The 21,535-nt window shown below is 67.8% G+C and carries 17 protein-coding genes; 8 read left to right on the top strand and 9 right to left on the bottom strand.

Annotated features, from left to right (window positions below; all coding sequences use genetic code 11):
• Positions 1 to 198 precede the first annotated feature (198 nt).
• The gene (locus QUV18_RS08255) at positions 199 to 1,308 is read left to right on the top strand and encodes an efflux RND transporter periplasmic adaptor subunit (protein ID WP_300893205.1); all 1,110 of its coding nucleotides are present in this window, start codon (positions 199 to 201) and stop codon (positions 1,306 to 1,308) included.
• Positions 1,305 to 4,379 carry an efflux RND transporter permease subunit gene (locus tag QUV18_RS08260; RefSeq protein WP_300893207.1) on the top strand — a complete coding sequence of 1,025 codons (3,075 nt, stop codon included), beginning with the start codon at positions 1,305 to 1,307 and terminating at the stop codon, positions 4,377 to 4,379. Before QUV18_RS08255 ends, QUV18_RS08260 begins: the two co-directional genes overlap by 4 nt.
• Positions 4,380 to 4,383: 4 nt before the next feature.
• On the opposite strand, the gene QUV18_RS08265 is transcribed toward QUV18_RS08260, so the two are convergent.
• The 8 genes from QUV18_RS08265 to QUV18_RS08300 form a co-directional block, all read right to left on the bottom strand.
• A complete protein-coding gene (locus QUV18_RS08265) occupies positions 4,384 to 4,809 on the bottom strand; it encodes a universal stress protein (RefSeq protein ID WP_300893208.1) in 426 nt (141 codons plus the stop codon).
• 13 nt (positions 4,810 to 4,822) lie between these two features.
• Positions 4,823 to 7,588: a TRAP transporter permease gene (locus QUV18_RS08270; RefSeq protein WP_300893209.1), complete on the bottom strand. Its 2,766-nt coding sequence runs from the start codon at positions 7,586 to 7,588 to the stop codon at positions 4,823 to 4,825.
• A gap of 109 nt (positions 7,589 to 7,697) precedes the next feature.
• Positions 7,698 to 8,660 (bottom strand): TAXI family TRAP transporter solute-binding subunit, encoded by a 963-nt coding sequence (locus tag QUV18_RS08275; protein WP_300893210.1) that lies wholly within the window; start codon positions 8,658 to 8,660, stop codon positions 7,698 to 7,700.
• Between the two features lie 176 nt (positions 8,661 to 8,836).
• Positions 8,837 to 10,741 (bottom strand): cache domain-containing protein, encoded by a 1,905-nt coding sequence (locus QUV18_RS08280; protein ID WP_300893245.1) that lies wholly within the window; start codon positions 10,739 to 10,741, stop codon positions 8,837 to 8,839.
• 71 nt (positions 10,742 to 10,812) lie between these two features.
• On the bottom strand, positions 10,813 to 11,292 hold the full coding sequence (locus QUV18_RS08285; RefSeq protein ID WP_300893211.1) for a DUF6505 family protein: 480 nt from the start codon (positions 11,290 to 11,292) through the stop codon (positions 10,813 to 10,815).
• Positions 11,289 to 12,002: a biotin/lipoate--protein ligase family protein gene (locus tag QUV18_RS08290; RefSeq protein ID WP_300893213.1), complete on the bottom strand. Its 714-nt coding sequence runs from the start codon at positions 12,000 to 12,002 to the stop codon at positions 11,289 to 11,291. The genes QUV18_RS08285 and QUV18_RS08290 overlap by 4 nt, the downstream gene beginning before the upstream one ends.
• Complete coding sequence (locus tag QUV18_RS08295) at positions 11,999 to 13,060, bottom strand: Mrp/NBP35 family ATP-binding protein (protein WP_300893247.1); 1,062 nt, start codon at positions 13,058 to 13,060, stop codon at positions 11,999 to 12,001. Before QUV18_RS08295 ends, QUV18_RS08290 begins: the two co-directional genes overlap by 4 nt.
• Positions 13,060 to 13,251 carry a DUF6494 family protein gene (locus QUV18_RS08300; protein WP_300893249.1) on the bottom strand — a complete coding sequence of 64 codons (192 nt, stop codon included), beginning with the start codon at positions 13,249 to 13,251 and terminating at the stop codon, positions 13,060 to 13,062. The genes QUV18_RS08295 and QUV18_RS08300 overlap by 1 nt, the downstream gene beginning before the upstream one ends.
• A gap of 56 nt (positions 13,252 to 13,307) precedes the next feature.
• Between QUV18_RS08300 and QUV18_RS08305 the strand changes: the two genes are divergently transcribed.
• Positions 13,308 to 14,048, top strand: a complete 741-nt coding sequence (locus QUV18_RS08305) for a hypothetical protein (RefSeq protein ID WP_300893214.1) — start codon at positions 13,308 to 13,310, stop codon at positions 14,046 to 14,048.
• Here the strand turns inward: QUV18_RS08305 and QUV18_RS08310 are convergent.
• The gene (locus QUV18_RS08310) at positions 14,042 to 15,985 is read right to left on the bottom strand and encodes a 4Fe-4S binding protein (protein ID WP_300893216.1); all 1,944 of its coding nucleotides are present in this window, start codon (positions 15,983 to 15,985) and stop codon (positions 14,042 to 14,044) included. The genes QUV18_RS08305 and QUV18_RS08310 overlap by 7 nt on opposite strands.
• A 369-nt stretch (positions 15,986 to 16,354) precedes the next feature.
• On the opposite strand from QUV18_RS08310, the gene QUV18_RS08315 reads away from it, so the two are divergent.
• The 5 genes from QUV18_RS08315 to QUV18_RS08335 all read left to right on the top strand — a co-directional run bounded on the left by QUV18_RS08315 (position 16,355) and on the right by QUV18_RS08335 (position 21,535).
• Positions 16,355 to 16,894: a DUF3305 domain-containing protein gene (locus tag QUV18_RS08315; RefSeq protein ID WP_300893251.1), complete on the top strand. Its 540-nt coding sequence runs from the start codon at positions 16,355 to 16,357 to the stop codon at positions 16,892 to 16,894.
• On the top strand, positions 16,891 to 17,478 hold the full coding sequence (locus tag QUV18_RS08320) for a DUF3306 domain-containing protein (RefSeq protein ID WP_300893217.1): 588 nt from the start codon (positions 16,891 to 16,893) through the stop codon (positions 17,476 to 17,478). The genes QUV18_RS08315 and QUV18_RS08320 overlap by 4 nt, the downstream gene beginning before the upstream one ends.
• On the top strand, positions 17,475 to 18,083 hold the full coding sequence (locus QUV18_RS08325; RefSeq protein WP_300893218.1) for a molecular chaperone: 609 nt from the start codon (positions 17,475 to 17,477) through the stop codon (positions 18,081 to 18,083). The genes QUV18_RS08320 and QUV18_RS08325 overlap by 4 nt, the downstream gene beginning before the upstream one ends.
• 78 nt (positions 18,084 to 18,161) lie before the next feature.
• Entirely contained in the window at positions 18,162 to 18,347 is a 186-nt protein-coding gene (locus QUV18_RS08330) for a twin-arginine translocation signal domain-containing protein (RefSeq protein ID WP_300893219.1), read from the top strand.
• Between the two features lie 140 nt (positions 18,348 to 18,487).
• On the top strand, positions 18,488 to 21,535 hold the full coding sequence (locus tag QUV18_RS08335; protein WP_300893221.1) for a formate dehydrogenase subunit alpha: 3,048 nt from the start codon (positions 18,488 to 18,490) through the stop codon (positions 21,533 to 21,535).

Below are 21,535 nucleotides of genomic sequence, written 5' to 3' on the forward strand. Positions count from 1 at the left end.
TCGCCCGGCATCGCCAAGGGCCCGGCGCAACATCGGCGGGTTCTGCCGGAATTATGGGCATTTGCGCCGATCCGCCCTGCCGCCATTCGGCCCTGCGACCGGATCGTGCTATGCTGCACCGGCCCGCCCGCCCGAATACGTGACGGATCGTCATTTCGGACTAGTTGCAGCCCAGACCCGGACCGCAGGGAACAGCCGTTGAAGAAAACCGCCTTCTGGAAACAAGCCCTCGTCTCCGCCGTTCTCATCGGCGGCGCCGTGCTGGCATGGCAGAACCGCGACGACCTGCGCAGCCTCTGGGCCTCCGCCACCAACCCCGGCCAGCGGCAGGCCGAGGTCGAAGCCCAGGGCCCCGGCACCCCCGTCATCGTCGCCGACGTCCGGCAGGTGCAGGACGACCTCGCCTTCTCCGCCATCGGCACCGGCTTCGCCCTGCGCTCGGTCACCCTGCGCGCCCCTTCCTCGGGCGAAGTGACGGCGCTCGACATTGCCCCCGGCGCCAAGTTCGCCGCCGGCGACACGCTGATGCAGCTCGACGACACCGACGAACGCCTCGCCGTCGCCCTGGCCGAGGCCCGCCTCGAACGCGCCACCTCCGAACGCGACCGCTACCAGGCGCTGCAGGACACCGGCGCCGCCGCCACCGCCCGCTTCGAACAGGCCCAGACCGATTTCAAGGTCGCGCAGATCGAGCTCGACCAGGCCCGCGCCGACCTCGCCGACCGCACCCTGCGCGCGCCCTTCGACGGCGTCACCGGCCTCGCCTCGGTGGAAACCGGCGACCGGATCGCCACGGATGAGACCGTCTCCAGCTTCGACGACCGTAGCCGCATCCTCGTCGAGTTCGACCTCCCCGAGGCGCTGCTCGGCCGCATCGAGATCGGCCAGCCCGTCACCGCCAGCACCCCGGCGGTCGAAGACCGCAGCTTCGACGGAGAGATCACCGCCATCGACAGCCGCGTCGACGTCTCCACCCGCACCGCTCGCATCCGCGCCGCCATCGACAACGCCGCCGATGTCCTCCGCCCCGGCGCCTCCTTCAGCCTCCGGATCGACCTGCCCGGCAAGACCTACCCCGCCGTGCCCGAACTCGCCCTGCAATTCTCCCGCGGAGAGCTCAACCTCTGGCGAGTCACCGACGGCACCGCCGAACAGGTCACCGTCCGCCTCGTCCGCCGCCGCGAGGGGCTCGTTATCGTCGACGGCCCCATTGCCGAAGGCGACCACATCGTCGTCGAGGGCACCCAGCGCCTGCGCGAGGGCGCCCCCGTCAACGTCCTCAACACCGCCACGGATGGCAGCTCATGACCCCCGGCGGCCGCGGCCTCTCCGACATCAGCGTCCGCCGCCCCTACCTCGCGGCGGTGATGAGCCTTCTCATCATGATCGCCGGCATCGGCGCGCTCTGGGGCATCGAGGTGCGCGAGCTTCCCGATGTCGACCGCCCCATCGTCTCGGTCCGCGCCAACTATCCCGGCGCCTCCCCCACCACCATGGATGCTGAAGTCGCCTCGCTGGTCGAGGGCGCCGTCGCCCGCGTGGCAGGCGTCGAATCCGTCCGCACCTCCTCGGAAGAGGGCAATTTCCGCATGCGGGTCGAATTCAGCCCCTCCCGCGACCTCGCCAACGCCTCCAACGACGTGCGCGAAGCCGTCAGCCGCGTGGAAAACCGCCTCCCCGACGGGGTCGAGGATCTCTTCGTCGTCAAGTCCGAGGAAGACGCCGACCCCGTGCTCGACGTCACCGTCTGGAGCAACGAGCGCTCCATCGATGAGCTCACCCAGCTTGTCGAGGACGCCATCGCGACCGAGTTCACCGCCGTCGACGGCGTGGCCGAGGTGGTGCTCTTCGGCGACCGCCAGCGCGTCCTCCGCGTCGAGGTCAAACCCGACCGCCTCGCCGCCTTCGGCCTGTCGATCGGCGAGGTGGCCGACACGCTCGACTCGGCCCAGTTCGACGTCCCCGTGGGCAGCTTCGCCTCCGGCCCGCTCGAGGTGCTGGTTCGCGCCGACGCCACCGTCGCCGACCCCCGGCGCATCGAGGACCTGATGCTGCGCGAGGGCGTCCGCCTCGGCGACGTGGCCGATGTCTATTTCGGCCTCGCCACCCCCGACAGCGTCGCCCGCCTCAACGGCCGCCTCGTGGTCAGCCTCGGCATCGTCCGGCAGGCGCAATCGAACACCGTCCGCATCTCCGACGAGGTCAACCGCGCCATCGACCGGCTCGAAACCCGCTTCCCCGACCTCGGCTTCCAGGTCACCAGCGACGACGCCGTCTTCATCCGCGGCGCCATCGCCGAGGTGCTCAAGACCCTCGCCGCCGCCTTCTGCATCGTCATCGCCGTCATCTGGGTCTTCTTCGGCCGTTTCACCGCCACGCTCATCCCCGCCATAGCCATCCCCATCGCGCTGGTCGGCTCCGTCGCCGGTATCTGGCTGATGGGCTTCTCCATCAACCTCATCACCCTCCTCGCCCTCGTCCTCGCCACCGGCCTCGTGGTCGACGACGCCATCGTCGTCACCGAGAACATCCAGCGCCGAAGACAGGAAGGCATGGGGCCGAAAGCCGCCGCCGTCCTCGGCGCAGGGCAGGTCTTCTTCGCCGTCATTGCCACCACCCTCACCCTCGTCGCCGTCTTCGTCCCGATCTCCTTCCTCCCCAGCGACGCCGGCCGCCTCTTCACCGAGTTCGGCTTCGCGCTCGCCATCACCGTCATCATCTCCACCTTCGTGGCGCTCACCATGTGCCCGATGCTGGCCTCCCTCTCCGACAGCCTCGGCCGCTCCGGCGGGCTCTTCACCGGGCTCGGCCGCCGGCTGATGGCACTCTATGCCGCGATGATCGGCCCGATGATCCGCGCGCCCCTCGTCACCATCGTCGGCGCCGGCGTGCTCGCCGCCGGCGCCGCCCTCTTCTACGGCGAGCTGGGAGAGGAACTGGTCCCGCCGGAAGACCGCGGCATGGTTTCCGTCTGGCTCCAGGGGCCCGACGGCGCGGGCCTCGACTATACCGACCGGCAGGTCGTGAAAGTGGAAGAGATGCTGCAGCCTTTTGTGGACAACGGCGTCGCCGAGGGCCTCTATTCGATAACCGGCCGCTACGACCTCAACCGCGGCAGCATCGGCGTCCGCCTGATCCCGTGGTCCGAACGCACCACCACCCAGGCCGAGATCGAGGACGCACTCCGCGACCAGCTCGACAGCCTGCCCGGCGCCGATCCCCGCATCCGCAGCGGCAACAGCCTCGGCCTGCGCGGCGGCTCGGGCGGCGGGCTCAGCATCGCGCTGACCGGCCCCAACTACCCCGACATCGCCGCCGCCGCCGATACCTTCGCCCGCGACCTGGCCGAGGTCACCGGCCTCTCTGGCATCCGCGTTCAGTACCAGGCCACCCAGCCCCAGCTTTCCATCAGCGTCGACCGAGACCGCGCCTCCGACCTGCGCGTACCGATCTCCACCCTTTCCGGCACCCTCCGCGCCCTGATCGACGAAGACGAGATTTCCGAGCTCACCATAGATGACGAGGCCGTGCCGATCCTCCTGCAATCCGCCGCCGGCGCGGTGCGCGATCCCGCCGACCTGATGAACCTCTACGTCCGCGCCGACACGGGCGACCTCGTCCCCCTCAACCAGATCGTTTCGCTCAACGAGGAAGGCGTCGCCGCCGAGCTTGACCGCCACGCCCAGCGCCGCGCCATCGAGATCGACGCCTCCGTAGCCCCCGAGGTCACCCTCCGCGAGGTCATTGACGACGTCCGCGCCCTGTCACAGGAAGGCCTCCCCGACGGCATCGGCCTGATCTTCCTCGGCGAAGCCGCCTCGCTCGACGAAACCTCCACCGCCATGACCGCCACCTATGTCATCGCGCTCCTCGTCGTATTCCTCGTGCTGCTCGCGCAATTCGAAAGCCTCACCAGCGCCCTCGTCGTCATGACAACCGTCCCCTTCGGCGTCTGCGCCGCGATCTACGCCATGCTGCTCACCGGCACCACGATCAATATCTACAGCCAGATCGGCGTGCTGATGCTCATCGGGGTCATGGCCAAGAACGGCATCCTTCTCGTGGAATTCGCCAACCAGCTCCGCGACCAGGGCCGCTCGGTCCCCGACGCCGCCTACGAGGCCGCGCTGGCCCGCCTGCGGCCGATCGCCATGACGCTGATCTGTACGGTGATGTCCGGCCTGCCCCTGATCCTCGGCACCGGCCCGGGGGCCGAGGCGCGCGCCTCGATCGGCTGGGTCATCGTCGGCGGGCTTGGCATGGCCGCCGTCTTCACCCTGTTCCTGACCCCCGCCGCCTACGCGCTGGTCAGCAGCACCACCCGCTCCCGCGCCTCCTCCGCACAGGCGCTGGAAGAGGAACTCCGCGCCGCCGAATAACGCCTCAGCGCACCACCAGCACCGGCCGCGTCGCGTGCCTGACCACCTTGCCGACATGCGAGCCCACGAGGAAGGTCCGCAACTCGCTCGGCGGATGCGCGGCGATCACGATCACGTCCGCCGCCACGTCCTCGGCCGCCGACAGGATATGCTCCGGCACGTGCCCGTGCCCCACATGCGCCACCGCCTTCGTGCCCTCGGGCACCTCCGTCTCGACAAAGGCATCGAGATCCGCCTTCGCCCCCTGAAGCGCCTTCTCCTCGAAATCCTTCGGCAGGTAGCTGGCCACCATGGCAGAACCCACGTCATGCACGATCGCCAGAACGTGCAGCGTGCCGCCCCCGCCGCACATCTTCACGGCAAGCGGCAGGGCCTTTTCCCACGATTCCGGATGGGTCAGGTCGATGGGCAGCAGGACGTTATCGAACATCTCTCACACCTCCTCAGGCCGGTTGCGCCTGCGCCACCGGCCGCCGCCGGCGCTGCAGGACCACCACCAGCGCCAGCAGAACCAGCGCGGGAATGAACATCCAGTATTTCGACGGCTGCGACGCCGGCGCCTTCACCTCGAGGATCTCCTGGTCCCAGTCGAGCCCCGCCTTCTGCGCCACGCTGTCGAAGGTGACGTTGTCGATGATCACCTTGCCGTCATTGTCGATCCACTCGATCCCGGCGGCCAGCACGCGGTCGGCCCCGGTCTCGCCCTCGGGCACCGGGATCAGCGCGGTAAACGTCACCGGGTCGCCCACGGCGTTCATCCCGTTGACCGTCATCCGGATATCCTGCCCCACCTGCGCCTCGCCGAACGCCTGCTCGATCTGCGCGGGCGGCACGTCCTCGAAGGGCGGCACCATCATGTCCATCCAGAACCCCGGCCGGAACAGCGTGAACGCCACCAGCAACAACAGCACCGTCTCGTAAATCCGGTTCCGCGCCAGGAACCACCCCTGGGTCGCCGCCGCGAACAGAAGCATCGCCACGGTCGATACCACGAAGACGAAGATTCCCTGCGCCCAACCCACCTCGATCAGCAACAGGTCGGTGTTGAAGATGAACAGGAACGGCAGCGCCGCGGTCCGCAAGCTGTAGAAGAACGCCACCACCCCGGTCCGGATCGGGTCACCGCCCGACACCGCCGCCGCCGCGAAGGACGCCAGCCCCACGGGCGGCGTCACGTCCGCCATGATCCCGAAATAGAACACGAACAGGTGGACCGCGATCAGCGGCACGATCAGCCCGTTCTGCTGGCCGAGCGTCACGATCACCGGCGCCAGCAGCGCCGACACCACGATATAGTTCGCCGTCGTCGGCAGCCCCATGCCAAGGATCAGCGACAGGATCGCCGTCAGCACCAGGATCGCCATGATGTTCCCGCCCGACAGCACCTCGACCACGTCCGCCAGCGCCGAGCCGACGCCGGTCTGGCTGACCGCGCCCACGATCACGCCCGCCGTCGCCGTGGCGATGCCGATGCCGATCATGTTGCGCGCCCCGGCTTCCAGCCCCTCGAGCAGCTCGCGGAACCCCCGCTTCACCGCCCCGCCGAAATCGCCCTCGCCGCGGAACATCGCCTCGATCGGGCGCTGCGTGATCAGGATGAACACCATGAACGCCGCCGCCCAGAAGGCCGACAGGCCCGGCGACAACCGGTCGATCATCAACGACCAGACCAGCACCACCACCGGCAGCAGGAAGTGCAGCCCGCTGCGGATCGTCGGCCCCGGCACCGGCAGCTTGGTGACCGGCGCGTTCGGGTCCTCCATCTTCAGCCGCGCCTCGCGGCACGAGACGTAAAGCAGCCCCACGTAGACCGCCACCAGCAGCGCGAACACCACGTACCCCGCCGAGGCGCCGAACGCGGGCCGGATCCAGCCCATCCCGTAATAGACCGCGAAGGACAGCGCACAGATCGCCGCGATGGTGAACGCGAGCGAGATCAGCCAGGCCACCAGCGGCTTCGGCTCATAGGCCCGCGGCAAACCTTGCATGTTGGCCTTCATCGCCTCCAGGTGCACGATATACACCAGCGCGATGTAGGAAATCACCGCCGGCAGGAAGGCGTGTTTCACCACGTCGAAATACGGGATGCCCACGTATTCCACCATCAGGAAGGCCGCGGCCCCCATCACCGGCGGCATGATCTGCCCGTTGACAGAGCTGGCCACCTCGACCGCGCCCGCCTTTTCCGAGTTGAACCCCACCCGCTTCATCAGCGGAATGGTGAACGTGCCCGTCGTCACCACGTTGGCAATCGACGAGCCCGAGATCAGCCCCGTCATCGCCGAGGACACCACCGCCGCCTTGGCCGGCCCGCCCCGCATGTGGCCCATCAGGCTGAACGCCACCTGGATGAAGTAATTCCCGGCCCCCGCCTTGTCGAGCAGCGAGCCGAACAGCACGAACAGGAACACGAACGAGGTCGACACCCCCAGCGCGATCCCGAAAATCCCCTCCGTGGTGATCCACTGGTGGTTCACCACTTCCGACAGGTTGTTGCCCTTGTGCGCGATGATCGAGGGCATGTGCGGCCCGAGGAACGTGTAGATCAGGAAACACGACGCCACGATCATCAGCGCCGGGCCCAGCGCCCGCCGCGTGGCCTCCAGCAGCACCATGATCCCGATCACCGCGATCACGAAATCCTGCAGGATCGGCGCGCCGACCCGTTGCGCGATGCCCTCGTAGGCGAAATAGATGTAAAGCGAGGCGACGGCGCCGGCGATGGCCAACGCCCACTCCCACGGCGGCACCCGGTTCTTGGGCGAGCCCAGCAGCACGGCCCCGATCACGGCGGCACCAACGACGGGAATCCACCAGATCGGCGTGCCGTCCTTGGCGCCGTAGATGAACAGGAAGGTCAGCAGCGCCGGCACACCCACCGCCAGCACAAGCTGGAACGGGCTGCGCGCCGCCGGATAGGCGAGGAACGCCAGGAACAGCGCGAAGGCCAGGTGGAACGACCGCGCCTCGGTATCGTTGAACACGCCCCAGCCCAGCATGAAGGGCAGCGGGCTCGCGATCCACAGCTGGAACAGCGACCAGACGATCGCCACCACCATGATCAGCCTCGTGATGAAGGGCCCGGCACTGCGCCCGCCCGTGTCCGACGAGGCGACAAGCTCGTCCAGTTCCGACTGGCTCAGCCCGCCGCGGCCCGCCGCTTCCTGTTCGACGGCAGAGGCCTCGAACTGCTTGTCATCATCGGTCATCGCATGTCCCCCGTTGGTTGTCTCGCATCCCGGTCATGGCCGGCACGTCGCTTGTTATGGGCGGACCCGCCCGAAGGCGGGGCCGCAAGGGCATGTCACGAAACGCGGATCACTCGATCCAGCCGCGCTCGCGATAGTATTTCTCCGCACCGGGGTGCAGCGGCGCCGACAGGCCGGCGGCGATCATGTCTTCCTCGGCCAGGGTCTCGAAGGCCGGGTGCAGCCCCTTGAACCGGTCGAAATTCTCGAACACCGCCTGGACCACCGTGTAGACCACGTCTTCCGGCACGTCCGCCGAGGTCACGAAGGTCGCCTTCACGCCGAAGGTCTCGACATCCTCGTCGGTGCCGGCATACATGCCGCCCGGAATGGTCGCCTTGGCGTAATAGGGGTTCTCGTCGACCAGCGTATCGATCGCCTCGCCGGTCACCGGCAGGATCTTCGCCTCGACGGTCGATGTCGCCTCCTGGATCGAGCCGTTGGGGTGGCCCACGGTGTAGACGATGGCGTCAACCTTGTTGTCGCCCAGCGCCGCCGACTGCTCCGCCGGCTTCAGCTCCGAGGCCAGGACGAAATCGTCCGTCGACTTGCCCATCGCGTTCAGCACCACGTCCATCGTCGCGCGCTGCCCCGAGCCGGGGTTGCCCACGTTGACGCGCTTGCCGAACAGGTCGTCGAAGCTCTCCGCCCCGGAATCGGCACGGGCCACCACGGTGAACGGCTCGCCATGCACCGAGAAGACGGCGCGCAGCTTCTCGACCTGCTTGCCCTCGAATTCCGAGCTGCCGTTATAGGCGTGGTACTGCCAGTCCGACTGGGCCACGCCCATGTCCATGTCGCCCGCCGAGATGGCGTTGATATTGGCAATTGAGCCGCCGGTCGACGGCGCGGTGCATTTCAGGTTGTGCTCCGACGTGCCGCGGTTGACGAGACGGCAGATCGACTGGCCGACAACGTAATAGACGCCCGTCTGCCCGCCCGTGCCGATGGTGATGAACCGCTCCTGCGCCGTGGCGGCGGAAGCGGTCACTGCGAGAATCGCGGCCGTGGCCGATTTGATGAAGATATTCATGCTGTCTCCCTGGTTGCATGTCAGTTCGCCGCTCGGTCGTTCCTGGCGACTGCCTCAAGTTTACTGCCACGTTAGCAGCTTGTTGATACCGTTCAACTTTTAATCGCCTTACCCGGCAAATCAACGATTTTGCGCACAACCGCGACGAGTCGGGCCACCCCGCGGCGCCCCCGCGGTCACCCTTCCCCGGCCCCCGCCGCGGGCAGCCAGACACAGAATTCCGCCCCCCCTTCGGCAAGGTTCCGATAGGTGATCCGCCCCCCGGCCCGCTGGATCAGCGTCTGCGAAATCGACAGGCCCAGCCCCGTGCCCTCTGCCTGTTTCGTGGTGAAGAACGGGTCGAACATCTTGTCGATCAGCGTATCCGGCACCCCCGGCCCGGTATCCTGCACCGACAGCAGCGCCCCCTCGCGCCCCTCGCGCTTCTCCGCCCGCAGCCGCAGCCGGATCGTGCCCGCCGCCGTCATCGCCTGCGCCGCGTTCACCAGCAGGTTCACCACCACCTGTTGCATCTCCCCGGCCTCGATCCTGACCCGCGGCGCCTCTGCCAGGTCGGTCTCCACCTCGATCTCCGCCTTCGACAGGACGTGCTCCACCAGCACCAGGCAATCATGCACCAGCGGCCGCAGGTCCACCGCCTCCTCCGCCCCGGAAAACTCGTGCGGCCGGGCGAACTGCAACAACTTGCCGACGATCGAGTTGATCCGCGCCACCTGCCGGTCGATCAGGTCCAGCTCCACAGCCACCCCGTCCGCCCGCTCGCCCAGGCTCTCGCGCATCACGTCGAGATTGCCCTGGATCACCGCCACCGGGTTGTTGATCTCGTGCGCCACCCCCGCCGTGATCTCGCCGATCGAGGCCAGCTTCTCGCTCATCACCAGCTGCTGCCAGGTATCCTCCAGCTTCGCATTCGCATCGCGCAGCTCGGCGGTCCGCTCCTCCACCCGCTGCTCCAGCTCGTCCGCCCAGGCCCGCAGCTTCGCATCCCGGTCCTGCAACTCGTCCAGCAGGTCGTCCAGGTGCCCCGCCACCTGCCCGATCTCGTCATGCGACCGCGTCTCGCCGTTCCGCGCGTTCAGGTCTCCCTCGCCCACCCGGCGCATCGTCTGGTTCATCTTCTCCAGCGGCGCGAAAATCCCCTTCGCCATCCACAGGAACAGCGGCACCGACAACAGCAGAACCCCGCTGAACGCGGCGAATATCACCAGCACCGCCTGCCGCTTGGCCGCCGTGAACGGCGCCTCGAGGAACCCCACGTACAGCATCCCCACCGCCTCGCCGAAACTGTCGCGCAGCGGCAGGTAGCCGGATATATACCAGTCATTCACCACGAAGGCCCGGTTCAGCCATGTCCGCCCCTCGTCCAGCACCGCCTCGCGCACCACCGCCGACACCCTTGTGCCCAGCGCCCGCACATCCTCGAAAAGCCGCACGTTGGTCGACACCCGCACATCATCCAGGAACAGCGTCGCCGTCCCCTGCCGCTCGCCCCCGGTCACGGCGTTGAGGTACACCAGCGCGTTGATCGTATCGATGAACTGCAGGTTCCGGTTCAGAAGGATTCCGCCCACCAGCACCCCCTCGAACCCGTCCCGGTCGATCGGCGCGGCGGAATGCACCACCATGCCCCGGCTCTCGACCACCCGGTCCGTCGGCACGGCGGCCCGCGTCGGGATCAGGTCGATCCGTGCCTGGTCGGCCAGGTCCGCGTCGAATGCCGCCAGCTCGTCCGACCGGAAAATGTCGATCTCCGTCGCCGGCCGCCCGCCCAGCGCCGCCGCCACCACCGGCCAGCGCTCGGCGGTGGGCCCCGCCTCCCCCTCCGGCAGGATATACAGGAAATCGAGCCCCAGCCGCGCCTGCGTCTCTTCCAGGAACCGCGCCTGCGCCGCCCCCTCGGCCCCCAGCACCTCGGCGAACCGCACCGATTCCGCCACGCCCGTCAGCTCCTCGCCGGTCGTCTCCATGATCCGCGCAAGGTACTGCTCGGCAATCCGCAAATCGGATTCCACGTTCGCGATCAACACCTTGTCGTAATCCGCCGTCCACCGGGTCATCCCCAGCAGCAGCAGCATCGGCATCAGCAGCACCAGCGGCGCCAGCGCAAGGAAAAGCAGGCGTACCCGTATCGAGCGAAAGACGCCCAGCGCCCTCACTCGTCCAGCGATCCGTGGATCGCGAATTGCTCCAGCCCCGCATCCTGCGGCTCGATCACCCGGAACACCTCCCTGACCCCGGCCTCGGTCAGCTCCCGCGCCACGGTCAGAAGCGTGTTGGGCTCATGCTCCTCGCACAGCTCCGCCATGTGCCGGATCTCCTCCCGTGCCACCGGAAGCGCCGCCTCCGCCGAGGGCGCGCCGTAATAGACCACGAAATGCTCCGCCAGCGCCCGCTCCAGCACGTCGAGCTCCGCCGCCTCCACCTGCGTCACCGCCACGAACGTGACCCGCCCGAACGTCTCCAGCCCCAGCCAGCCATTCGCGAAGGCCTGCCGCGCCTTGCCGACAAGATCGCCCTCGCCCCAGTCGGAAAACTCGAACCCGCCCGGCACGCACCATTCCCCGGTGCGGGCGGGCTTGGCAAAGACATTCATGTCGCTCTCGTCGAAATGGATCGCACGCGCCAGGTTCATGGGCTCTCCTCCAGGTTTCTCGTCAGCGGGATCAGCACCGTCTCCTCGCCCTGCCGCACCAGCATGCCAAAGCTTTCGTCAAGGCCAAGGAACGTGCCGCTCACCCCGTCCACGCTCACATCCTCGCCCACGCCATGGGCCAGCCCGCGCCATTCACCATGCAGCGGCCCGGCGCCAGCATCCTCCCACTTGGCAATCCAGTTCAGCGTGTGCCTTGCCCACGCCTCAACCAACTGCCCGGCATCCACGTCGGCACAGCCTTCCACGTAAAGCGCCGTCTCCTCCGGCGTCAGCCCGGTCTCCTGTCCCGGCGGCAGAAGCGGCATCTCCCACCCCACCACCAGCCAGTCCGGCACCGCCGCGACGTCATCGCTCGACGCGAACGCCCGGAACCGGCCACAGCCCGCACCGTTCACCCTTACGCCGCCCGACCATTCCAGGTGCACCGCCACCTCCGGCGGCGCCAGCGCGCCCAGCGCGTTCTGAAACCCCACCTGGCACAGCGGCAGCATCACCATCGCCTTGGCCAAGGGAACCTCCGGCGCAAAGATCAGCGCGGCCCCCACCCGGTCCGCCGCCACCCGGTAGACGACCAGCCCGGCATCGACCCCCTGGATCGCCCGCAGAACCGCCGCCTCCGCCGGGTCGCCCGACACAGCCTCCCCCGCCATCGCGGGCGGAAAGACCAGCGTATCGAGCACGGCACTCATACCGCCCCCGCTTCCACCAGCGCCTTGGCCACGGCATGAAACGCCTGCGCCTGCGCGCTGTCCGGTTGCGTCACGACAATCGGCGCCCCCCCGTCCGAGGCCAGCCGGATCTGCAGGTCAAGCGGCACCTCCGCCAGCAACGGCACGCCAAGGCCAGCCGCCTCCTTCGCCACGCCGCCATGGCCGAACACATGCTCCTCGTGCCCGCATTCCGAGCAGATATGCGTCGACATGTTCTCGACCATGCCCAGGATCGGCACGTTCAACTGCTTGAACATGTCGATCCCCTTGCGCGCATCCAGGAGCGCCACGTCCTGCGGGGTCGACACGATCACCGCGCCATCCACCACCGCCTTCTGCGCCAGCGTCATCTGCACGTCACCGGTGCCCGGCGGCAGATCGACGATCAGCACGTCGAGCGCCCCCCACTGCACCTGCATCATCATCTGCTGCAACGCGCCCATCAGCATCGGCCCACGCCACACAACCGCCTGGTCCTCGTTGGTCATCAACCCGATCGACATCAGCGTCACACCGTGGTTCCTCAGCGGCAGGATGGTCTTCCCGTCAGGCGACGCCGGCCGCCCGGAAACCCCCATCATCCGCGGCTGAGACGGGCCATAGACATCCGCATCGAGCAAGCCAACCCGCTTGCCCTGCTGCGCCAAGGCGCAAGCAATATTCGCCGACACCGTCGACTTGCCGACCCCGCCCTTGCCCGAGGCAATGGCGATGATGTGCTCGACCCCCGGTATCCGCTCCGGCCCGGTCTGCGCGGGCTTCGACGGCTTCAGCTCCGGCGGCGCCTTCTCCACGTGGCCGGTCAGCGCGATGGCAACCTCCGTCACGCCCGCGCCCTTCAGCGCGCCTTCGGCCTTCTGCCGCACGGCCTCCCACGCCTCGGCCTCCTTCGGCGGCACCTCCATCACGAAGCGCACCGCGCCGCCCTCGCCCACCGTCAGCGCGCGCACCACGCCCGCCGACACTATATCGCCGCCGCGCGGCGCCTCGACGCCCTTCAGAAGCTCCAGAACCTCGTCCCGTGTTGCCAAGGGGATTACTCCTGACCCTTGATCTCGCCCGTCACCTCGTGGTGCAGGTCCAGCTCCTCGATGGTCACGACCGCCTTGATCGCATAGGTCTTGCCGGCCGTGTCGGCCTCCCGCATCGCCTCCTCGATCGCCTGCTGAGAGGTCACGCCGACCTGCTTCAGGAACTTCCGCATCGACATGTTGAAATCGTCGCTCATCGTCTCTCTCCATTGAACGTTGACGCCCGCACACCCCGCCCCGTAGGCTTGGGGCCATGCGATGGCTTCTGCTGATACTGGCTCTTTCGCTGGCGCCCTTCAAGGCAGCGGCGCAGGACGGGCCGGTCCGCCTCCATGCCCCGGCAGCCCTCGTCGACACCGGCCTCTTCGACTACATCCTGCCCCGCTTCACCCTCAAGCACCGGGTCCGCGTGGCCCTCGTCGATACCCCCGCCGACGCGCATATCACCCTCGGCCCCGAAGGCCGCCCGCTCTTCAACGGCCCCGCGCAACCCTGGGCCATGGACATCCGCGACCCCGATCACCCCGGCACGGCCACCCTTACCGACTGGCTGACGGGCGAGATCGGCCGCAACACCATCCTCGCCTACGCCCCCGACGGCGACGCCCTCTTCTCCGAGGCCGACACCATCGAACCCGAAACCGCCCCCGCCGACCTCTCGGGCGACCCCGCGCTCGGCCTGCGCATCTCGAAAGCCAAATGCACCCGCTGCCACGCCGTCGACGACAGCACCCGCATGGCCGGCATCGGCTCCACCCCGTCCTTCGCCGTGTTGCGCAGCCTGCCCGACTGGGAACAGCGCTTCGCCGCCTTCTACGTCCTCAACCCCCACCCCAGCTTCACCCAGATCGCCGAGGTCACGCCCCCCTTCGACGACCTGAACCCAAGCCCCATCGTGCCCATGGAAATGACCCTCGACGAGGTCGACGCCGTGCTCGCCTACGTGGCCGCGATGGACGCGGCCGACCTTGGCGCCCCCCTGCAACATCAGTGATCCCGCCGCTTCGACAGGTAATCCTCCGTCGTGCGCACCTTGGGCCGCTCGCCCGCCGCAAACGGGTTGTCCTCGGAATGGAACTGCGCGTTCACCCGGCAATCGTCGCACATCTGGATCATCCGCAGCTTGTCGCCGCCGAACATCGAATGTCCCTCCAGCTTCGCCGTGATCCGCTCCACCGTGCTCTTGACGCCGAACAGCGCCCCGCACTCGATGCAGGCAAACGGCTCCTCCTCCTTCAGCACCCGCTGTCCCAGCGCCGCATCGGTCAGGTCCAGCCGCGGCTCGTATGAAATCGCATCCTCCGGACAGACATTCGCACACAGCCCGCATTGCAGGCACGCATCCTCCTGGAACCGAAGCTCCGGCCGGTCCGGGTTGTCCCCCAGCGCCCCCGAGGGGCAGAGCGACACGCAGGACAGGCACAGCGTGCAACTGTCGTCATCCACCACGACGGCCCCATACGGCGCCCCGTCGGGCAGCGCCAGAACCTCCGTCCCGGGGTGCAGCGCCTTCGCCGCCTGCCGCGTGATCTGCCGCCGTGTCCCCATGGGCCGCACCGGCGTCGCCACCGTGCCGGGCACTTCCTCGCCATACAACGCATCGGCCATCACGTCCGGATCCGGCGTATCGATCACCGCAACCGCATCGCCACCAATCGCCCGCGCCAGCTCCACCTGCGCCCCGATCGCATCCATATCCGCGCCCTGCCCAACCAACAGCCGAACAGACGCAAACCCGGCGGCCAAGGCCGCCACCATCTCGGCATGGCCGAACGCCCCAACCTTCGGCAGCTCCATCGGCACCACGTCCGCCGGCAACCCGCGCCCATGCCGCGCGGCAAGCCGGATCATCTCCGCCCCATGCGCATCATGCACCAGCAAGCGCGGCGCCTCGCCCCCCGCCTCCAGGTAAGCCTTCGCCAGCACCTGCACCCGCCGCATCACCATATCCACCGGCGGCGCGTCATAGGAAATCGCCCCCGACGGGCAGACCGCCGAACACGCCCCGCACCCGGCGCAGACCATCGGGTCCACCGTCACATGCTCGCCGGCCGGCAGGATCGCCCCGGTCGGGCACAGGTCCAGGCACCGCGTACATCCCGTCTGCTCCGCCCGCGAATGGGCACATAGCAGCGGCTCCATCTTCACATGCAGCACCTTCTCGAAGGTCCCCACCATGTGAGAGGCCGCCATCACCGCCGCCGACACCGACGGCCCATGCCCCGGATCGGCCCTGAGATACCCCTCGCGCTTCTCATGCGACGGGAAGAGCGGCAGCTCCCCCCGCAGATCCAGCAGGATATCGCATTCCGACCGCCCGCCATCCTTCGGCGCGCTCAACCCGAAGCCCCCGCGCCCGCCCGGCTCCACCATCCGCAGCGCGTCGATCACCACCTCGAACTGCCCCAGCGCCCCCTTGGCCTGCCGCAGCCGCCCGGTCACCACGTCATAGGCCCGCGTATCCGGTACCTCCGTCCCCTCGGGCAGCAACACCGTCACGCCCAGGTGATCCTGCAACTGCTCCGCCGCCGGCAACGCCACCTCCGGCGCCCCGACGATCAGGCACAAGCCTTCCGAAATCACGTCCATCGTCTTCTCGCCCGCCGCCGGCAATTGCGCCTCGGCGATCAGGGCGGACATTTTGGGCACATTCGACGCGGGGTCATCGCTCCATCCGGCCCGGTCGCGCAGGTCCAGAACCGGGGGGGCTTCCACCCCCACCTCCTCGGCCAGCGCTTCGAACACCCGCGCCTCCTGCGTGCAGCAGAAAATCGTCTCGCCCTGCGCCATGGCCTCCGCCGCGCGGTCCAGCTGGGTGGTGCAAAGCGCCGAACAGGGGGTTTTCACCTCCAGCCCCGTCACCCGCGAAAGCGCCTCGGAATCGATGCGCTGACTCCCCTCGCAATCACATGTTATCAATGACTTGGCCATGGTGTCCTCCCTGCGTTCACCGGCGCTTGCAGACGCCCTCCAAGCGTGCCCGCACCGGTTAGCTACACATGATTCGACCACGCTCACAACCGGTTTCGGACCACGCGATTCGCCACATGCCGCCCGCCCGACGGGGTGATTCGCACCCAGTCACGCCCCGAACCGCCCGATCCCGATTCCCGACCAAAAAACTCAATTTGGACAAAAAGTCGGCCCGGCCACACCCGACCCCCGCAACCCGGACAAAATGACTTGATCGGGCAGTTTGCAGGCCACCCGGCGCAAAAACCCTTTCGCGTCAAAGCCCCGCTCGGCCATCCTGAACCAAGGGAGGACGACGTGATCTACAATCCGAACGCCTATCGATCGATGCCGGTGGGGGTGGTCATGCGCCGCGCCCCGGGGGTGACCCGGTGGGCGAAATGGCACTGGACGGCCGTCGCCGTCCTGCCCGGCGCCGGCCCCGCCGACTGGCGAGAGCTGCGGCGCGAGGGCGAGACCATCGAATACCACGCCGCCACGCCGACGCTCGAACTCCACGGCGCCGAGACCGAGGCCTACCTTCACGGCATCAGCGCCGAGATCCCCAGCCTCTACGTCGTCATGCGCGAAACCGGCACGCCCGGCCCCGTCCCCTACGAGGTGCTGCTGATCACCGCCTCCCCCTACCAGGCCCAGGATTACACCGACAGCGGCGAGGAGCTGGTCGGCAAGATCCCCATGCCCCACGGCCTCGTCGCCTGGGTCCGCGACTTCGTCGAGGAACACCACCAGGACGAGGTCTTCGTCAAGCGCAAGCGCGACCGCAAGCGCATCGACGAGGTGCAGGACGGCATCGGCGACCCGCGCATCGGCAAGCCGGGCGACGTCTACGCCTCCCCCGCCCTCAAGCGGAGGCGCGTGCAATGACCGCATCCACCGGATTCTGGACCCGCCGCAAGGCCGCCGTCGCCGCCGAGGAACAGGCCGAGACCGCCGCCCGCGACGCGGCCGAGCGACAGGCCCACGAACAGGCCCTCGCCGAGCGCCCCGATGCCGAGCTTCTGGCCGAGGCCGGCATGCCCGAGCCCGAAACCCTCACCACCGCCGAGGAGGTGCAGGACTTCCTGAAAACCGCCCTGCCCCAGCGCCTCAAGGCCCGCGCCCTCCGCCGCCTCTGGCGGCTGAACCCGGTGCTGGCCAATCTCGACGGGCTGGTCGATTACGGCGAGGATTACACCGACGCCACCCGCGTCATCGAGAACATGCAAACCGTCTACCAGGTCGGCAAGGGCATGTTCGACAAGTTCGCCGAGCCTGATCCGGAACCGGAGCCCGAGGAAGAGCCCCTGCTCGCCGAGGCAGAGGAAGAGACCCCGGAAGAAGTCGCCCCCGAAGACGAGCCCGACACCCCCTACAGCTACACCTTCACCGACACCGACGACACCGAACCGGCCCCCGCCGCCAACACGCGGCGGATGCGCTTCCGGTTCGAGACCGAGGAAACCGCATGACCGCAAACCCCGCCACCCCCCCCATTGCCGAGGAAGACCGCCTCCGCGCCGATCTCTACAACTACCTCGGCGTCCTCCTCTCCGGCCCGCCAGACGAGATGCTTCTGTCCCAGACCGCAGGCCTCTCGGGCGATGACGGCCCGCTGGGCCAGGCCATCACCACGCTCGCGCGCATGGCCAGGGTCACCAAGCCGAAAACCGTGGAAAGCGAGTTCAACAAGCTCTTCATCGGCCTCGGCCGGGGCGAGCTTCTGCCCTACGCCTCCTACTACCTCACCGGTTTCCTGAACGAAAAACCCCTCGCCCTCCTCCGGCAGGACATGTCGCGCTTGGGCCTCGCCCGCGCCGACACCGTGTTCGAGCCGGAGGACAACATCGCCAGCCTGATGGAGATGATGGGCGCCATGATCGTCGGCCGCTTCGGCACGCCGGCCCCCCTCGCCACCCAGCGCGACTTCTTCAACCGCCAGATCGCGCCCTGGGCCGGCCATTTCTTTACCGACCTCGAAGCGGCGAAGAACTCCGTCTTCTACGCCCCCGTCGGCACCGTCGGCCGCCTCTTCATGGAGATCGAGACCGAAGGCTTCCGGATGAGCGGCACCTGAACGATCCACCGTCCGGGCCGGGCCCGGGCACCCAACGGGCGGCACATCCCGCCCCCAACCCAGAGAGAGGAGGCTCTCATGAAGAAGGAAGACGGCGCCACGCGCCGCGATTTCCTCAAGCTGGCCGGCACCACGGCGCCCATCGCGGCGGTCGCTGTTGCCTCCGGCACATCGGACGCGGAAGCGGCCGAGCCCGACCTGTCATCCGACAAGATGCAGGACACCGCGCATACCCGCGCCTACTTCGCCTCGGCGAAGTTCTAAGCCAACCGCCGGCCCGCATCCCGCGGACCTGCTTAACCGACCGAAGGCGACTGGTTGCGTGACGCCCGACTGTCCAAGGTCACCGTAAGTGCCAAGCAAGCCGGGGCGGGGATGCCCGGGCGAGCAAGGGAGAGAGAAACATGCTTAGGAAAAAGACCAACGGGGTTGCGCGACGCCCCCAGCGGACTTCGATCCTGTCCGAGGTGGCGCAAACCTCGGTTGACCGCCGCGCCTTCCTGCGCGGCTCGGGTCTGGCCATCGGCGGCCTCGCCGCCGTCGCCGCAACCGGCGGCACGGTCCAGAAGGCCAACGCCGCCTCCACCGCGGCCGGCGCCGTCGACCTGCGGAAATCCGTCTGCACCCACTGCTCCGTGGGCTGCACCGTCATCGCCGAAGTGCAGGATGGCGTCTGGACCGGGCAGGAACCCGGCTGGGACAGCCCGTTCAACCTCGGCGCCCACTGCGCCAAGGGCGCCTCGGTGCGTGAACACGCCCACGGCGAACGCCGCCTCAAGTACCCGATGAAGAAAGAGGGCGGCGAGTGGAAGCGCATCTCGTGGGAAGAGGCGATCAACGAGATCGGCGACGGCATGATGTCGATCCGCGAGGAAAGCGGCCCCGACAGCGTCTACTGGCTCGGCTCCGCCAAGCACAGCAACGAACAGGCCTATCTCTTCCGCAAGTTCGCCGGCTACTGGGGCACCAACAACGTCGACCACCAGGCCCGGATCTGCCACTCCACCACCGTGGCGGGGGTTGCGAATACATGGGGCTACGGCGCCATGACCAACTCCTACAACGACATCCACAATTCCAAGGCCATCTTCATCATCGGCGGCAACCCGGCCGAGGCGCACCCCGTCTCGCTGCTCCACGTCCTGCGGGCCAAGGAACAGAACAACGCGCCGCTCATCGTCTGCGACCCGCGCTTCACGCGCACCGCGGCCCATGCCGATGAATATGTCCGCTTCCGGCCCGGCTCCGACGTGGCGCTGATCTGGGGCATCCTGTGGCACATCTTCGACAACGGCTGGGAGGACAAGGAGTTCATCCGCACCCGTGTCTGGGGCATGGACCAGATCCGCGAGGAGGTTGCCAACTGGACCCCGGAAGAGGTCGAGCGCGTCACCGGCACGCCGGGATCACAGCTCAAGCGCGTGGCCCGGACCATGGCCAACAACCGCCCCGGCACCGTGATCTGGTGCATGGGCGGCACCCAGCACACCAACGGCAACAACAACACCCGCGCCTATTGCATCCTCCAGCTCGCGCTGGGGAACATGGGCGTGTCGGGCGGCGGCACCAACATCTTCCGCGGCCACGACAACGTGCAGGGCGCCACCGACCTCGGCGTGCTCTCGCACACCCTGCCGGGCTACTATGGCCTCTCCAAGGGCGCGTGGCAGCACTGGTCGCGTGTCTGGGGCGAGGATTTCGAGTGGCTCAGCGGCCAGTTCGCCTCGATGAAGGGGTCCGACGGCAAGGACAAGAACCTGATGAACGAGACGGGCATCCCCGTGTCGCGCTGGATCGACGGTATTCTTGAAGACTCCGAGAACATGGACCAGCCCAACAACGTGCGGGCCATGGTGCTCTGGGGCCACGCCCCCAACTCCCAGACCCGCATGGTCGAGATGAAGAAGGCGATGGAGAAGCTGGACATGCTGGTCGTGATCGACCCGTATCCCACCGTCTCCGCCGTTCTCCATGACCGCACCGACGGGGTCTACCTCCTGCCGGCGGCCACCCAGTTCGAGACCTACGGCTCGGTCACCGCATCGAACCGCTCGCTCCAGTGGCGCCAGAAGGTGGTCGACCCGCTCTTCGAGTCGAAACCGGATCAGGAGATCATCGGCCTCTTCGCCAAGAAGTTCGGCTTCCATGACCGCATGTTCCGCAACATCTCGATCGAGGATGACGGCGTGACGCCCAATGTCGAGGACACGCTCCGCGAGATCAACCGCGGCATGTGGACGATCGGCTATACCGGCCAAAGCCCGGAACGGCTGAAGAAGCACATGGAGAACCAGCACACCTTCGACAAGACCACGCTCCAGGCGATCGGCGGTCCGGCCGACGGCGACTATTACGGCCTGCCATGGCCGTCATGGGGCACGCCCGAGATGAACCATCCCGGCACGCCGAACCTCTACGACATGTCGAAACCGGTGGCCGAGGGCGGCCTCACCTTCCGCGCCCGCTTCGGCGTGGAACACGAGGGCGACAACCTGCTGGCCGAGGGGGTCTTCACGCCCGGCTCGGAAATCCAGGACGGCTACCCCGAGTTCACCATGCAGATGCTGGTCGACCTCGGATGGGACGGTGACCTCACCGAAGAGGAACGCCGCTCCATGGCCGGTGTCGTGGGGCTCGACCTCGACGGCGCGGTCGGCGAAAGCGACGACGGCGACACCGACGCGGCCCAGGGCCTGACCTCCGGCGAAGGCACGCAAGGCGAAGACGAGGAGGTCGGCGAACAGGCGATGTCCCCCTTCCCCTCCGACTTCAACGAGAAGACCGCCTCGCTCAACTGGAAGACCGACCTCTCGGGCGGCATCCAGCGGGTCGCCATTGAGCACGGCTGCGCCCCCTTCGGCAACGCCAAGGCCCGCACCGTGGTCTGGACCTTCCCCGACCCGGTGCCGGTCCACCGCGAGCCGCTCTACACCAACCGCCGGGACCTGGTAGAGGATTATCCGACCTACGAGGATCGCAAGTTCTATCGTCTGCCGACGATGTACGCCTCGATCCAGAAGCAGGACTTTTCCAAGGATTATCCCATCATCCTGACCTCCGGCCGGTTGGTCGAGTACGAGGGCGGGGGCGACGAGACGCGCTCCAACCCCTGGCTCGCCGAGCTGCAACAGGACATGTTCATCGAAATCCACCCGCGCGACGCCAACAATATCGGCGTGCGGGACGGTGCACAGGTCTGGGTCGAAGGGCCCGAGGGCGGCAAGGTCCGGGTCATGGCGATGGTCACCGAACGGGTGGGCGAAGGCGTGGCCTTCATGCCCTTCCACTTCGGCGGCCACTTCCAGGGCGAAGACCTGCGGTCCAAGTATCCCGACGGCGCCGACCCCTATGTCCTCGGGGAATCCACCAACACGGCCCAGACCTACGGGTATGACAGTGTCACCCAGATGCAGGAGACCAAGGCGACTCTCTGCAAGATCATGCCAGCGTAA

This window comes from Roseovarius sp. (assembly GCF_030373445.1).
GTDB lineage: Bacteria > Pseudomonadota > Alphaproteobacteria > Rhodobacterales > Rhodobacteraceae > Roseovarius.

Coding starts and splice junctions, on each gene's coding strand:
- QUV18_RS08260 (WP_300893207.1), top strand. CDS start 1,305: ATGACCCCCGGCGGCCGCGGCCTCTCCGACATCAGCGTCCGCCGCCCC.
- QUV18_RS08265 (WP_300893208.1), bottom strand. CDS start 4,809: ATGTTCGATAACGTCCTGCTGCCCATCGACCTGACCCATCCGGAATCG.
- QUV18_RS08270 (WP_300893209.1), bottom strand. CDS start 7,588: ATGACCGATGATGACAAGCAGTTCGAGGCCTCTGCCGTCGAACAGGAA.
- QUV18_RS08275 (WP_300893210.1), bottom strand. CDS start 8,660: ATGAATATCTTCATCAAATCGGCCACGGCCGCGATTCTCGCAGTGACC.
- QUV18_RS08280 (WP_300893245.1), bottom strand. CDS start 10,741: ATGCCGATGCTGCTGCTGCTGGGGATGACCCGGTGGACGGCGGATTAC.
- QUV18_RS08285 (WP_300893211.1), bottom strand. CDS start 11,292: ATGAACCTGGCGCGTGCGATCCATTTCGACGAGAGCGACATGAATGTC.
- QUV18_RS08290 (WP_300893213.1), bottom strand. CDS start 12,002: ATGAGTGCCGTGCTCGATACGCTGGTCTTTCCGCCCGCGATGGCGGGG.
- QUV18_RS08300 (WP_300893249.1), bottom strand. CDS start 13,251: ATGAGCGACGATTTCAACATGTCGATGCGGAAGTTCCTGAAGCAGGTC.
- QUV18_RS08305 (WP_300893214.1), top strand. CDS start 13,308: ATGCGATGGCTTCTGCTGATACTGGCTCTTTCGCTGGCGCCCTTCAAG.
- QUV18_RS08310 (WP_300893216.1), bottom strand. CDS start 15,985: ATGGCCAAGTCATTGATAACATGTGATTGCGAGGGGAGTCAGCGCATC.
- QUV18_RS08315 (WP_300893251.1), top strand. CDS start 16,355: ATGCCGGTGGGGGTGGTCATGCGCCGCGCCCCGGGGGTGACCCGGTGG.
- QUV18_RS08320 (WP_300893217.1), top strand. CDS start 16,891: ATGACCGCATCCACCGGATTCTGGACCCGCCGCAAGGCCGCCGTCGCC.
- QUV18_RS08325 (WP_300893218.1), top strand. CDS start 17,475: ATGACCGCAAACCCCGCCACCCCCCCCATTGCCGAGGAAGACCGCCTC.
- QUV18_RS08330 (WP_300893219.1), top strand. CDS start 18,162: ATGAAGAAGGAAGACGGCGCCACGCGCCGCGATTTCCTCAAGCTGGCC.
- QUV18_RS08335 (WP_300893221.1), top strand. CDS start 18,488: ATGCTTAGGAAAAAGACCAACGGGGTTGCGCGACGCCCCCAGCGGACT.